This window comes from Aquiflexum gelatinilyticum, from assembly GCF_024813435.1.
Lineage (GTDB): Bacteria > Bacteroidota > Bacteroidia > Cytophagales > Cyclobacteriaceae > Cognataquiflexum > Cognataquiflexum gelatinilyticum.
This window is the reverse complement of sequence record NZ_JANAEZ010000004.1, coordinates 238,096-251,984: the sequence shown is the minus strand read 5'-3', so window position 1 is coordinate 251,984 and position 13,889 is coordinate 238,096. Positions and strand designations below refer to the sequence as shown.

The following is a 13,889-nucleotide window of genomic DNA, read 5'->3' as shown; positions in this document are numbered from 1 at the left end:
TATATTAGAATTGCCAAAATCAGAATACTATGCAAATAAGACCAAGAAGAAACAGAAAATCCCAAAGTGTCCGCAATATGGTGGAAGAAACAAGACTTTCTGTCAAAGACTTTATCTTCCCGATGTTTCTATTAAATGGAATCAACCAAAAGATTGAAGTTGCCTCCATGCCGGGGATATACAGGTTTTCTTTGGATCTGATGTTGGAAGAGATTGAAGCGTGTATGAAGCTTGGGATCATGGCATTTGATATTTTTCCTGCTTATCCCGATGATAAAAAGGATAAGTATGCTACTGAGAGTTTTAATCATGAGACGTTTTACTTAAAAGGAATTCATAAAATCAAGAGTACATTTCCGGAAGCTGTGGTCATGACGGACGTGGCAATGGATCCATATAGTTCGGATGGTCATGATGGACTTGTCGAAAATGGCAAGATATTAAATGATGAAACCCTGGAAATATTGGGTAAAATGTCTTTGGCACAGGCGCAGGCGGGAGCGGATATTCTGGGGCCGTCTGATATGATGGATGGGAGAGTAGGATATATCAGGTCTGTATTGGATCAAAATGGATTTACAGAAGTGTCGATTATGTCTTACACTGCTAAATATGCCTCTGCTTTTTACGGCCCTTTCCGGGATGCTTTGGATTCTGCACCCAAAATGGGAGACAAAAAAACCTACCAGATGGACCCTGCCAATTACAGAGAAGCATTGATCGAAGCTGAGTTAGACACAAATGAAGGTGCGGATTTTTTAATGGTTAAACCTGCATTGGCTTATCTGGATATCATAAGGCTATTGAAAGACAATTCCAACCTTCCAATTGCTGCCTACAATGTCAGCGGGGAATATGCGATGGTAAAAGCAGCATCTCAAAAAGGTTGGCTTGATGGGGAAAGGGCAATGTTGGAGTCACTCTTAAGTATAAAAAGAGCCGGGGCCAATGTGATATTGAGTTATTTCGCCAAGGAGTATGCGACTTTAGTCAAATAAAATAACACTTTCCAAAAAGAGTTATAAATACACTTTTTTCAGACAGGAAGGTTAAAATCAGAACCCCTTAGATGAAATTCTAAGGTTTTTTTCTTTTTTGCCGCTTTTTATTCCAAAATTTTAAATTTTCAGATTGAAATGGTTTCAATTTCAGCTAAACATTGAATTTTGATAGTATTATTAATCAATTGGTTTAAATAAAATCCAATTTTCTTTTAAAGTGTATATTATTCATAAAAACAGGTTTAGAAATACACCTTCTAGATCTAAAAAAATATAAAAAATTGATTTTATGGTAAAAAAAAGACCCAATTGATAAAAAAAATAAAATTTTTTTAAATTTTTTTTTGTAATAAATCCATACCACCAAGTCTGTTAAAGTTCAAATTTTATAATTTTACTTATTTTCAGATTATTATTCTATAAAAATAATTAATAAGGAATATTATTTTTATTTAATGATTTTCGGTATCGATTGCGGAAAACATTTTTTTATTAACAGAATAATATTCTGCATTTTATGGTAACAAAAAAATAAGATAATAATTGAATAATTTAATGTATTATAAATAAAATAATATAAAATAATCAACTATATCATCGAATAATTAACGTTTTGACAACAGGAACTTTTATTTTTTGTAAAAAATGTAATTAGATTTAACCCATTCAAAGTAATCAAACCTATTTAAAATTTTATCAATTCAGTTCTTGTAAAATTAAAACCTATGAAGTTGATGAACTCAATGATCGCTCAAGTAAGCGAGGTGCCGGCCGTGACAGATGTCTCGGCAGAACTAGCACAAAATCTCCTAACCACCAATAATGTATGGATGATGCTCTGTACAGCTTTGGTATTTATTATGCATTTGGGATTTGCGGGAGTTGAAACCGGTTTTGGCCAAGCCAAAAACACGGTCAATATCCTGTTCAAAAACACCATCACTCCTCTTTTGGGATTACTCACCTACGCTTTGGTGGGATTTTTCCTGATGTATCCTGGATTTGAGACTCCGGGATGGTTTGCATTTGATGCTGATGGATGGAGTATGTTTTGGTTCAGCTCAGCTGATGCAGACAGTACTGTAGGTTATGCCAATGGGGGCTACACGTATTGGACAGATTTTTTGTTTCAGGCGATGTTTGCAGCAACTGCAGCTACAATTGTTTCTGGAGCTATTGCTGAAAGGGTTAAAATTTCAGCTTATTTGGTTTTCACGTTGATTTTTGTGGGTTTAGTATATCCCCTTATCGGCAGTTGGAAGTGGGGCGGTGGTGCCTTGAATGAAATGGGATTCTATGATTTTGCGGGTTCTACTTTGGTTCACTCAGTAGGTGGATGGGGAGCTTTAGCAGGGGTGATATTAGTCGGTCCAAGGATCGGTAAATATATAGATGGCAAAGCCATTTCAAAGCCAGGCGCTAGTATTCCATTAGCGGTTATCGGAACATTCTTACTTTGGTTTGGATGGTTTGGATTCAACGGTGGTTCAGTACTTTCTGCCGATCCTGCATTGGTTTCTTCTGTTCTTGTTATCACTTGCTTAGGTGCTACCGCCGGAGGACTTGGTGGTTTTTTCGCTGCTTATTTCGCATTCAAAAGACTTGATTTGGGAATGCTCCTTAATGGTATCCTTGCAGGACTTGTAGGAATTACTGCAGGTGCTGATGTGTTTACTCCTGCATCTGCCTTACTAATCGGATTCATTGCCGGGATTTTGGTAGTTCTTTCAGCTGTCTTTCTTGATAAAATGAAATTGGATGATGTCGTAGGCGCGGTATCAGTCCACCTTACTTGCGGAATTTGGGGTACTTTGGCAGTTGGAATTTTTTCCACCAATCCTGACCATTCATTTGTAACCCAATTGATCGGTGTTGCAGCCTGCGGGGCAATGGCATTTATCTCGGCATTTGCAATATTTTACATCCTAAAAGTTACTGTGGGAATCAGAGTTTCTGAGGAACATGAAAAATCCGGTTTGGATTCACATGAACACGGAATCAGAGGATATACTATCATTTTTGACGAATAGGTCAGAAAACCAAACAATCAATTATATAAAGCAAGAACCCTGCCCAAGGAAAAAAACGCGACTCTCTTTCTGATTGGGTCAGGGTTCTCTTCAGCTAAATCATGTTTAACCGATAATCAAAACTAAAATGAAAAATATTCATGCACTAATAATATTTCTATTATTGTTAATTTCTGCACCAATAATTGCCCAAGAAGAAGAGGAAGAAGAAGGTAAATTGTCTTTCTCAGGATCTGCAGACGTATATTTTCGCAAAAATTTTAATGGACCAACAAAAGGTGAATTTGCCCAATCACCTAATACATCTTTTGGTAACCTTCCGGGTTTCTCGCTTGGCATGCTCAATTTGATCACCAAATATGAAGGCAAAAAAGTCGGTGTTGTAGCTGACCTGGTTTTTGGACCAAGAGGAGAGGATGCAGTTTTCAGATCTCCGATGAATACAGGAGGATTTGGAGGTAGCTCTCAGATAGTAAATCAATTGTACGTGTATTGGACAGTCACTGATGCGGTTACCCTGACTTTCGGTAATTTTAATACCTACCTGGGTTATGAAGTGATATCCCCTACAGCCAACTTCAATTATTCGACTTCTTACATGTTTTCTTATGGACCTTTTTCTCATACAGGTATCAAGGCGAATATTGACTTATCAGAGAAAATATCCTTCATGGCATCCATCATGAATCCCACTGACATGACCGAATTCAATGATTTGGAGAGTTATACATTTGGAGCACAATTAGGCTATGCAGGAGAAATGGGAAATACCTACCTGAATTTCCTATATGGAGACCAAGATGGTACTTTTGATTTGGACTTTCCTCTAAATATTGGTCAGGTATCTGCAGGAAAGACATTTCAGGTAGATTTGACTTCAGGACTTAATTTGACTGAGAAGTTTTATTTGGGAGTAAATGCTACTTACAATACAATCGCTTCGGGAGAGATTGTATCAAGTCCTGATAATGTTGATGATGTTAATGGGGATCCATCGGGTTTCTATGGAGCAGCTATTTACCTTCAGTCTCAGGTATCTGACAAATTTAGACTTGGAGCAAGAGGGGAATATTTCTCAGTATTCAATACTGGTATTGACGGTGCTGTGGGCTTGAACAGCGATGGCGATGGAAATGTTTTTGCCCTGACTCTAACAGGTAATGTTAAGGTGTCTAAGAATTTTACCCTTATACCTGAATTAAGGATGGATACTACTTCCGAGGACACATTCCTTAACAATTCTCTAGATCCTTCTAAAAACCTTTCATCATTCCTTTTGGCAGCAGTATTTTCTTTTTAATCGGGATAATTTTAAAATTTTTTTTCAAAACCTGCATTCATTCAAAATGAAAGCAGGTTTTGTTTTTTTTGGTATTTATTCCAATCTCATCGGTAGTTTTGATAGTAATTTTTGAAAAAAAATGTTTTTTCGGGTTTATGTAGGGTTAAAAAACATCCATTTTTACTATTTTGATATATTTATAAACAGTATAAAATTTTTATTTTTAACCTATAAAACATATAAAAGTCTGTTTTGGACAAACAATTTTTTAATTTCACGTATATATTACTGAAAATTAGAAAACCCAAATCGCTTTAATATGAAAAAGTTACCATTATTTATCCTTGCGTTTTTCTTCACAATATTTGTATCAAACGCTCAGGCATTTAAGGATCTTCAAGGTCCTGCTGCCAAAAATTATAAGCCATGGAAAGATAATTCCAAAAAAACTACCGCCATGGTTAATGTTACTCCAAATGAACAACAAGGTCCGGCATTTAAAAATGCCAAAGCTTGGGAACAGGAAACAGTGAAAACTCCCTTGATTTCCACGCCGGTTCGGGAAGAAAGAGAATTCGGTCCCAAAGCCAAAAACAGAAAACCTTGGAAAAAAGATTAATTCCTAATCTCATTTAAAAATAAAAAGGACGTTTACCGTCCTTTTTTTTTGCTTTAATGAAACTTAGTTTTAAATTTAATAAAAAACTTAGCAGTTATGAAATTATCAACACTAAGTTTCATTTTAATTTTGGTCTTGTTGTCTTCCTGTGTGAATTGGGATGACCAACCAGTCACAGGCTCAGTCCTTTTTACTTCCCGCAATTTTCCTGTGAATACCGAGTACTTTATTGCTCCTGCAGAGGTATATGTTAATTTAGGAAACTCACCTCAAATAAATCCCTGGATCAGGACCGGTATAGTGGGTACTTCTTTTGTTGTTTCGGATCTATTGGAGGGGAATTATGTGATTGTTGCAGGAGGTACGGTGAAAACATTCCAGATTGTCGCCGGGAGGCAGGTTGAAGTGTTTGTTCAGTAAAATTATAGTGAGGATCAAAGTTCTTCTTCTCTTTCGAGCATCAGGATTGAATGCTGAGGGACGATGAAATATTTATCGCCTTCATAAATGACTTCATAGGCGCCATTCAATAAAAAAATGGCCAAGTCCCCTTCTTTTGCCTGAAGTGGGATATATCGGATTTTTTCTTCGATATCCATCCAAGGTTCCCTGTCTTCAGTAGGCATTGGGATCGGATATCCCGGTCCGGTCTTGATGATATAGCCTTGCTGTACCTTTTCTTTTTCCTGAACTCCCGGGGGAAGATATAGTCCGGAGGATGTCCTTTCGTCAGCTTTTTTGAGTTTGATCAAAACCCTATCGCCTACAATGATAAGTTTCTTGAGTTTATTATCTGGGGTGAGTTGCATGTAGTAGGAATGAAATAAACATTGTATTATAAAAGACAATCAAGCAAACAAGAATGTATAATCAAAAAACAACGGCATCCATACTTTCATACAGATGCCGTCCCATTTCTGAGTTATTTAAGGATTACTTTTTGTCCTCAGAGACTTCTTCGTAATCTACATCTGAAACACTATCGCCGGCATTTGATGCACCTTCTCCTGCATTGGCATCAGGCCCAGGCTGTGCACCTGCACCTTGGGTAGCATTAGTGGCATTATATATTTCCTGTGAAGCTGCTTCCCAAGCTTTATTCAATGCTTCAGACGCAGACTCGATACTTGCAAGGTCTTTTGAAGCATGAGCAGATTTCAATCCTTCCAAAGCTGCACTGATATTTGCTTTATTTCCATCAGAAAGCTTGTCACCATATTCTTTCAGTTGCTTTTCTGTTTGGAAAATCTGACTGTCAGCTTGGTTCAATTTTTCGATTTTTTCTTTTTCAGCTTTATCAGTTGCGGCGTTGGCTTCAGCTTCGCGCTTCATTCTTTCGATATCATCCTGAGATAAACCGGAAGAAGCCTCGATTTTTATTTTTTGCTCTTTACCAGTTCCTTTGTCTTTTGCAGAGACGTTGAGTATACCGTTGGCATCTATATCGAATGTAACTTCGATCTGGGGAATACCTCTTGGTGCAGGTGGAATATCGCTCAGTTGGAACCTTCCGATAGACCTGTTATCTTTGGCTAAAGTTCTTTCACCTTGAAGCACGTGGATATCAACAGCAGGTTGGTTGTCTGCAGCGGTTGAGAAAACTTCAGATTTTTTAGTAGGAATTGTGGTATTGGATTCGATCAGTTTGGTAAATACACCGCCCATAGTCTCGATTCCCAATGAAAGTGGTGTCACATCAAGCAACAATACATCTTTCACTTCACCTGTCAATACACCGCCTTGGATGGCAGCACCTATGGCTACTACTTCATCAGGATTCACTCCTTTAGAAGGTTTCTTGCCAAAGAACTTCTCCACTTCTTCCTGGATTTTTGGAATTCTTGTAGAACCACCTACCAAGATCACCTCATCAATATCTGATGGATTAAGTCCTGCATCGGCTAAAGCTTTTTTGCAGGGATCCATTGACCTTTTTACCAAATCAGCAGTAAGCTGCTCAAACTTTGCCCTACTCAAGGTTCTTACCAAGTGCTTTGGACCTGTATGGGTTGCAGTGATATAAGGAAGATTGATTTCAGTAGAAGCCGAACTTGAAAGTTCGATCTTGGCTTTTTCTGCAGCTTCTTTCAATCTCTGAAGTGCCATTGGATCTTTTCTCAAATCGATTTGCTCTTCTGACTGAAATTCTTCAGCAAGCCAGTTGATGATCTTTTGGTCGAAGTCATCACCACCTAGGTGAACGTCACCGTTGGTTGATTTTACTTCAAATACACCATCACCCAATTCAAGAACCGAAATATCGAATGTACCGCCACCAAGGTCATACACTGCGATTTTCATATCCTGATTTTTCTTGTCCATACCGTATGCCAAAGCAGCAGCGGTGGGCTCATTGATGATCCTTTTTACCTCAAGGCCTGCAATCTGCCCTGCTTCTTTGGTAGCTTGACGCTCAGCATCGTTGAAATAGGCCGGCACTGTAATGACAGCTTCTGTGACAGTTTGTCCCAAGAAATCCTCAGCAGTACTCTTCATTTTCTGAAGGATCATGGCAGATAATTCTTGCGGAGTATAAGATCTGTCTCCGATTTTGACTACGACAGTATCATTTGTTCCTTTTTCTACTTTGTAAGAAGCATGCTTTTTCTCTTCAGAAATTTCAGAGAATTTTTTACCCATAAACCTCTTTACTGAGGAAATGGTGTTTGAGGGGTTAGTAATGGCCTGACGTTTTGCAGGGTCACCTACTTTCCTTTCTCCGTTTCCATTGTCGAGGAAAGCCACGATGGATGGCGTGGTTCTTCTTCCTTCGCTGTTTTGGATGACCACTGGTTCGTTACCTTCCATTACCGCTACGCAGGAGTTGGTGGTACCCAAGTCTATACCTATGATTTTTCCCATGATATTATATTTTAATATTTATTGATTACAACCTTGATTTGAAAGCTATCAGACAACTCATGTGCCAAGCGTTAAAACAAAGTTTTCTGTGTCAGATTGACAGATAATATGACAGTAAATCCAATTTGAAGGAAAAATTCCAACAGGTTTCAATGTTGAATTGTCAGGTCAATCGTAAACCCACCAACTAGGCCTTATGCTTGTCCAATCCCGTCCTGCCGCCCGGCCTTCACAGCTAAGGCACTCTGAAGAATACAGATTTGAAGGTTTTCCTTGAATGTATTCGCAAATAGGCTGGAGGTAGATGGGTGAAATCTCCGAAGTGACATAAAACCTCGAAACAGAGGATTTCGCAACCTCAAAATAGCCGAGCACATTCTCATTTGGATTATCTGTATTCACAATGTTTCCCAAAACACGTGCAGGTGGAATATCAAATAGAGAACCTTGATTATTGATAACGATTTCTATTTTTTGCCAATATTCAAATGATTCCCTGTTGACACTAAGCTGCTTGACTGTCACGAAAAATGGAAACAAAAAGGCATTGTTTATCTTCCTGGTAGCTAGAAGTTTTTCTGTACTTCGGCTATTTGTGGCAGTTCCATCAAATAAATTTACTTTGGTAGGGTCCATCACATCAAAAATAAAACAAGGTGGAGGTGGCGGAACCCCGGGAGGAATCCACAACAACTGCCAATAATGGGCTTCCTCTACAATCCACCTAATAAATAGTTGTTCCGAAGTTTCCGGTAACTTTGAATTGGTGTAAACTTTAAAAACATGCTCATCCAAGGAAGTCTTAAATGGCTCATATGCCACTTTATAACTTAAGCTATCTATACCGACATGTTTTGGGATTTCCTGAAATTTTGACTTGTAAACCGAGCCATCCAACTCAACTTCTAATGCATAGCTTTGGCCTTCTTCAGCTTTTAATCCATGTAACTCATATACACCATTACCGGTATTGGTGTATGCTTTTTTTTCTTCTCCAGATATGAGCAAATATACTTCAGCGTTGGAAACGCCTTTGGGTCGGAAGCCAAATGGTGCCGAAGTACTGATTTTGACAGTATGGATATCCTCACTATCTGTAAATAATCCATAAATAATTAACTGTCCTTCTTCTGTTTCTTGCCAAAAATCAAGTCTGTCAATGCAAGACACTGTTGGGATCAAAATAGAACTCAACGTCAGCAATAACTTAAAACCATGGATAATTTTTCTCATCTTCATTTTCAAAGTCAAAAAATTCAGAATTTTTCCAATTGAACTTTAGTTTTCATTCCACCATGGAGGCTCGATTGTAGTCCACTTTTTTCCTCCGGCCCTTTCATCACATTCGATACACTCAGCAGTGTACTCTGAAGCCGGCTTTCCGACGATAAATTCACAAGGTCTATTTAAGAAAAACGGAACATCACCTCTATTTGTGGAAATTCGGGTTATTTTTTCCTTAGCAACCTCAAAATAGCCCAATACCCTTTCATTCGGATTAGCTGCATTATAAATATTTCCAAACACCGGGGCAGGCGGAATGTCAAAAAGCGAGCCTTGGTTTGAGACCGCAATTTTGATTTTTTCCCAATAAATAAAGGCCTCCCTGTTGATACTTAGCTGCCGGACCGAAACAAAGAAAATTGAAATAAATGAATTGTCTACCTGCCTTTTGCCTAGGACAAGGGATGTATTTCGTGTACCGGTATTTGACCCATCGAATAAATTAAGTCTGTTGGGCTCAATCAAATCTGAAATAAAACAATTTGGAGGAGGAGGCGGACACCAACCGACACATGGTAGCCAGATCCTTTCCCAAAGATATGTCTCTTCGACTAACCATCTTATAAAAATCGGTTCTGGAGTTTCGGGGAATGTGCATTCTGTACTTACAGTAAATACCGGTTCAGGACTTTCATTATTGAAAGGTTCATTTTTGAAAGTAAAGCTAAGGTTATCCTCTCCGGTGGCTTTGGGCAAAGACTCGAAAGAGGATCTATATATGTTATTTTCAAAAATAACTTCTAAGGAATAGCGCTTTTTATCAGTTACCTCATAATTGATTAGCTCATATTCACCGTTTCCAATATTAAAATAACGGATTTTTTCACCAGAGTCCGTTAGAAGGAAAACCTCAGCACCAGGAACTCCTATTGGAGCTAAACCTAGCAAAGATGTCCGACTTATATTCACAATCTGTTTTTCTCCACTGTCAGTCAACAAACCATATATTACCAATTGGCCTTCTTCGGTTTTTCCAATGAAGTCTAACCTGTCAATACATGAAGTGCAAATGAACGAATGAAGAATCGCACATAGTAAATTGGTTGTAATTTTATATTTTATAAAATACTTCATTTCGTACTCCAATCATTGAACCCTCTAATCCAAATATCGGATTTCAATATTTCCTAGTCAAATTTCCACCAAACCGGTGCATCATTTGTCCACCTTCTTCCCTGAGCTCTAGCCTCACAGCTTTTACATTCAGATGCGTAGGAGTCATCAGGTTTATTGGGAAAATACTGACAAGGATCGACTAGGTAAAACGGGACATCGGCCCTTGTGGTGTAGATTCTGGTTACCTTTGTTTTTGCCACCTCAAAATACCCCAAAACTGTTTCTTCCCGGTCTTCCACATTGGATATGTTTCCAAATACAGGAGCAGGCGGCGTATCAAAAAGGGAACCTCGGTTATTGACTACAATTCTGATTTTTCCCCAATATTCATATGCTTCCCGGTTGATGCTTAATTGTTTGACACTGACAAAAAAAGGATACAGAAAGGAATTGTCCACCTGTCTTTTGCCCAATACAAAATTCCCTTTTCTTGTATTGGTACTAGAACCATCAAAAAGGTTGAGCCTATTTGGCTCTATGACATCTGAAATAAAACATGGGGGTGGAGGTGGAGGTGGAAATCCTGTTCCTGGCAAATAGGTCAAAGGCCAAATGTACGTCTCCTCGAGCATCCATCTCAAATAAATAGGATCCTGAGAGGAAGGCAGAGTTGTCTCTGAATAAACGGTAAATACCGATTCCGGTGATTCGGTCCTGAAAGGTTCATTTTTAAATTCAAAACTGAGCACATCTTCTGCAAGCATTTTCGGCATTTTTTCAAATCTTGATCGGTAGACTTTCTGATCAACAGTTACTTCTATGGCATAACTTTCATCCTCTGAAGCACCAAACCCTTCCAAAACATACTCTCCAATCCCTCTGAGAATGTAGCTGTATCTTTCACCGGAAGATGTCAATAATGAAACTTCTGCATTCTGTACACCGGTAGGCCCAAGGCCAAAAGCCGACGTCCTGCTGACATTGACCACCTGCCTTTCTATGATATCTGTCAATAACCCATAGATTACCAATTGGCCATCTTGTGTATCTCCCACAAAATCAAGTTTGTCAATACAAGAAGCAGGTAAAAAAAGGCAAAGAAAAAATGCCAAAAACAGTCGGATGATTATTTTGAGTTGTGAAATCATTTTCCAAAAGAGACTGTATAGGTGAAAGATGGGAAGGCCGAACCCAAAATCGAAATTTGATAGGGGACCAAACGTTGTCCTCTTCCTTCCCTTTGGAAGAAAACAGAATAGGCGTTTCTCCTTCCGGTCAGATTATAAACGCTGAAATTGATCTTGTCATCCCATGTACGCACAAAGCCATTGGTGAGATAAGAGAAGTCAATTCTGAAGTAATTAGGAATCCTGAACTCATTTCTGTTTCCAAAATTAGGGACAAAAATGCCTCCGATGACATAATTGGAAGAAAGACCGGTCACGGGCCTTCCGGATGAAAAATTGATGTTGGTGTTGAAAGTTCTTCCTCTTCCGATGTGGAAGTTAGTGACAAGGGAGATATTATGGGGTTTGTCAAAATTGGTGGCAAACCAATTCCCCTGATTGACTTGGATCTCAGGAAATTCAGAAACCGTACGGACCAGTGATCTGCTAAAGGTATACGCCAGCCAACCTGTGATGCCCCCACTGTTTTTTTGGATCAAAAGCTCAGCACCGTAGGCAAGTCCTTCCCCTTGGATCAATTCAGTTTCAATATGCGGATTTAAAAAGAGGTCTGCAAAATCACGATATTCCAACTGATTGGCTGTGGTTCTGTAAAAACCCTCCAACGAAGTTGACCATTCATCTTCTTTGAAATTTCTAAAAAATCCCAAAGAAGCATTGTGTGATCTTTGAGGCTTGATATATGTTGTGCTCAACTGCCAAAGGTCTATAGGTGTGGGACCTGTTGCATTTGAAATGGTTTGCAGGTATTGGTTCATGACCGAATAGCCACCTTTGATGGAATTGACCTTATCAAAAGTCCATCTGAACGAAAATCTCGGTTCAAATCCGTTATATTTCACCACTTTTCCACTTTCTATAAAATCGACGCCAGTTATGGTCAGTCTTGAGATGGGAACACCTTCCTCATACCTAAATATCGAATCAGGTCCTTGCTGTACATAATTTGAATACCTGATTCCTCCTGAAAAAGAAAGGTTCTCTGTCGGATTCCAATCTGCAGAAATAAAAGGTGCGTATTCCATGCCCCTTTCTTTTTGAACTGTTTCGGCTACGATTCCTGATTCGGATGTAAGCGGCCTTAGAAATTCAGGCCTCATATGGTATTGTATTCCTTCCGCTCCGAAGTTGATGTCAACTTTTTCCAAGGTCAATAATCCCGTTATTTTCCCTTGAAAGTAGTAAAGGCCATTTTCGATTTTGGAGGGATCGATTGTGGAAGGCTCAAAAAATCCATTGTTAAATGAACCGTAAGCCACCATCCCTACCAAAGAAAGATCGTCTGTAAGGAGATTTCGACTGGTCAGTGATCCGACGAGGTTGTCCCATTCAAATCCAAATTGATCAGAAAATCTGAAATAATCCCCGGTATTGAGCAGGTTGAAATCCAAGCTGTTTTTGGGAGAAAACTGATGGTTGACTCCTAGGTAGATATCATGAAAGTTGATTTTGCTGTTTTGAACGTCTACTTCTTTGGCTTTGTCCAATAGCCAATTGGCATTGGAAAGTCTTGATGCAAAAATCATAGAGGTCTTTTCAGGCACAATGGGACCTTCTACCATGATTTTACTCAAAGCAGTACCAAGCGAGGCACTTCCTTTCCAATTTTCTTTGTTTCCCTTCCGCATCTCTATATTCAATGCTGAAGAACTCCGCCCGCCAAAATAACTCGGTACTGCACCTTTGTATAAAGTAAAGTTTTGGAGTGCATCTCCGTTGAAAGAAGACAAAAAGCCCAAAGCGTGACTGTTGCTCAGGACAATGGTCTCATTCATCATGATCAGGTTTTGGTCTGCCTGACCGCCTCGGATATTCATTCCAGCCGAACCTTCACCCACCGAAGTCACGCCGGGCATGGATTGTAAAACATTGAATACATCCGGTTCTCCCATAAACGCAGGCACAAGTTTGATGTCATTGATGTTCATCTTGGTCACTCCGGTGATTGGACTACGGATGTTTCTGTCTCTCTCCTCCGCTTCCACTGTAAAAGCTTCAAGTTCAAAATCAAGGTTGACTAGCTCAATGTCCAATTGTCCGTCTCCAAAGAGTTGGATGAGATAATGCACCGGCCTTTTTCCAAATTGGCGAAAAACAATCCTATGCCGCCCTGAATCCAAGGAAAGGACATATTGCCCGATATTGTCCGTGTTGTTGCCTGCAAAAAAACCATCGATGTGGATCGAAACTCCTGAAATTGGCTCCCCAGTTTCCAGTTGGGTTACTTTCCCTGTCACAAAATATTTCGCCCTCTTTTCTGCATTTTTTTGGTCAAACCTTATCTCGGTAAATTCAGTCTGTGCCAAGAGATGTGGAATGCTTAATGCCAACCAGATCAGAACAGTGAGTCCAAAGTAAATCCCTCTTTTTAATTTACTTTTTCCAGCGGTTGGATTTGAAAAAATATATTGGTCTTTTGATGACACTTGAATCGTGGTTATAGGTTTTACAGGCAAGTAAATTTATGCTTTTATTTCACCTTTTTGTGATAAATAAGGATTTTTCGTTAGGCGGACTTTTCAGCTCTTTTTTTTAAAAATCGGCGAAATGCGTATAAATCAATTATTA

General features: G+C 39.0%; 11 protein-coding genes. 5 read left to right on the top strand and 6 right to left on the bottom strand.

Translation table 11 applies throughout. The features are described 5' to 3' along the window. The first annotated feature begins 29 nt into the window (after positions 1-29). From hemB to NK987_RS11455, 5 genes are all read left to right on the top strand, one after another. Positions 30-998: a porphobilinogen synthase gene (gene hemB, locus NK987_RS11475; protein ID WP_259263954.1), complete on the top strand. Its 969-nt coding sequence runs from the start codon at positions 30-32 to the stop codon at positions 996-998. Between the two features lie 728 nt (positions 999-1,726). Beyond that, on the top strand, positions 1,727-3,031 hold the full coding sequence (locus tag NK987_RS11470) for an ammonium transporter (RefSeq protein WP_258424289.1): 1,305 nt from the start codon (positions 1,727-1,729) through the stop codon (positions 3,029-3,031). Positions 3,032-3,158: 127 nt separating this feature from the next. Further along, a complete protein-coding gene (locus NK987_RS11465; protein ID WP_259263953.1) occupies positions 3,159-4,331 on the top strand; it encodes a porin in 1,173 nt (390 codons plus the stop codon). A 301-nt stretch (positions 4,332-4,632) separates the two neighbouring features. Then, positions 4,633-4,932 (top strand): hypothetical protein, encoded by a 300-nt coding sequence (locus tag NK987_RS11460; protein WP_259263952.1) that lies wholly within the window; start codon positions 4,633-4,635, stop codon positions 4,930-4,932. Between the two features lie 96 nt (positions 4,933-5,028). Next, the gene (locus NK987_RS11455) at positions 5,029-5,352 is read left to right on the top strand and encodes a hypothetical protein (protein WP_259263951.1); all 324 of its coding nucleotides are present in this window, start codon (positions 5,029-5,031) and stop codon (positions 5,350-5,352) included. Positions 5,353-5,366: 14 nt separating this feature from the next. Here the strand turns inward: NK987_RS11455 and NK987_RS11450 are convergent, their stop codons facing one another. The 6 genes from NK987_RS11450 to NK987_RS11425 all read right to left on the bottom strand — a co-directional run bounded on the left by NK987_RS11450 (position 5,367) and on the right by NK987_RS11425 (position 13,747). Beyond that, the gene (locus NK987_RS11450; protein WP_258424292.1) at positions 5,367-5,741 is read right to left on the bottom strand and encodes a co-chaperone GroES; all 375 of its coding nucleotides are present in this window, start codon (positions 5,739-5,741) and stop codon (positions 5,367-5,369) included. A 124-nt stretch (positions 5,742-5,865) separates the two neighbouring features. Beyond that, positions 5,866-7,794, bottom strand: coding sequence for a molecular chaperone DnaK (gene dnaK / locus NK987_RS11445; RefSeq protein ID WP_259263950.1), 1,929 nt, complete (start codon positions 7,792-7,794; stop codon positions 5,866-5,868). 168 nt (positions 7,795-7,962) lie between these two features. Next, positions 7,963-9,027, bottom strand: coding sequence for a DUF4249 domain-containing protein (locus tag NK987_RS11440; protein ID WP_259263949.1), 1,065 nt, complete (start codon positions 9,025-9,027; stop codon positions 7,963-7,965). A 45-nt stretch (positions 9,028-9,072) separates the two neighbouring features. After that, entirely contained in the window at positions 9,073-10,152 is a 1,080-nt protein-coding gene (locus NK987_RS11435) for a DUF4249 domain-containing protein (RefSeq protein WP_259263948.1), read from the bottom strand. A gap of 53 nt (positions 10,153-10,205) precedes the next feature. Beyond that, positions 10,206-11,282: a DUF4249 domain-containing protein gene (locus NK987_RS11430; RefSeq protein WP_259263947.1), complete on the bottom strand. Its 1,077-nt coding sequence runs from the start codon at positions 11,280-11,282 to the stop codon at positions 10,206-10,208. After that, positions 11,279-13,747, bottom strand: a complete 2,469-nt coding sequence (locus tag NK987_RS11425; RefSeq protein WP_259263946.1) for a TonB-dependent receptor — start codon at positions 13,745-13,747, stop codon at positions 11,279-11,281. Before NK987_RS11425 ends, NK987_RS11430 begins: the two co-directional genes overlap by 4 nt. Positions 13,748-13,889 lie beyond the last annotated feature (142 nt).

What these genes read in the sequence shown, in the direction of transcription:
- hemB (WP_259263954.1), top strand. Translation starts at nt 30, where the DNA reads ATGCAAATAAGACCAAGAAGAAACAGAAAATCCCAAAGTGTCCGCAAT.
- NK987_RS11470 (WP_258424289.1), top strand. Translation starts at nt 1,727, where the DNA reads ATGAAGTTGATGAACTCAATGATCGCTCAAGTAAGCGAGGTGCCGGCC.
- NK987_RS11465 (WP_259263953.1), top strand. Translation starts at nt 3,159, where the DNA reads ATGAAAAATATTCATGCACTAATAATATTTCTATTATTGTTAATTTCT.
- NK987_RS11460 (WP_259263952.1), top strand. Translation starts at nt 4,633, where the DNA reads ATGAAAAAGTTACCATTATTTATCCTTGCGTTTTTCTTCACAATATTT.
- NK987_RS11455 (WP_259263951.1), top strand. Translation starts at nt 5,029, where the DNA reads ATGAAATTATCAACACTAAGTTTCATTTTAATTTTGGTCTTGTTGTCT.
- NK987_RS11450 (WP_258424292.1), bottom strand. Translation starts at nt 5,741, where the DNA reads ATGCAACTCACCCCAGATAATAAACTCAAGAAACTTATCATTGTAGGC.
- dnaK (WP_259263950.1), bottom strand. Translation starts at nt 7,794, where the DNA reads ATGGGAAAAATCATAGGTATAGACTTGGGTACCACCAACTCCTGCGTA.
- NK987_RS11440 (WP_259263949.1), bottom strand. Translation starts at nt 9,027, where the DNA reads ATGAGAAAAATTATCCATGGTTTTAAGTTATTGCTGACGTTGAGTTCT.
- NK987_RS11435 (WP_259263948.1), bottom strand. Translation starts at nt 10,152, where the DNA reads ATGAAGTATTTTATAAAATATAAAATTACAACCAATTTACTATGTGCG.
- NK987_RS11430 (WP_259263947.1), bottom strand. Translation starts at nt 11,282, where the DNA reads ATGATTTCACAACTCAAAATAATCATCCGACTGTTTTTGGCATTTTTT.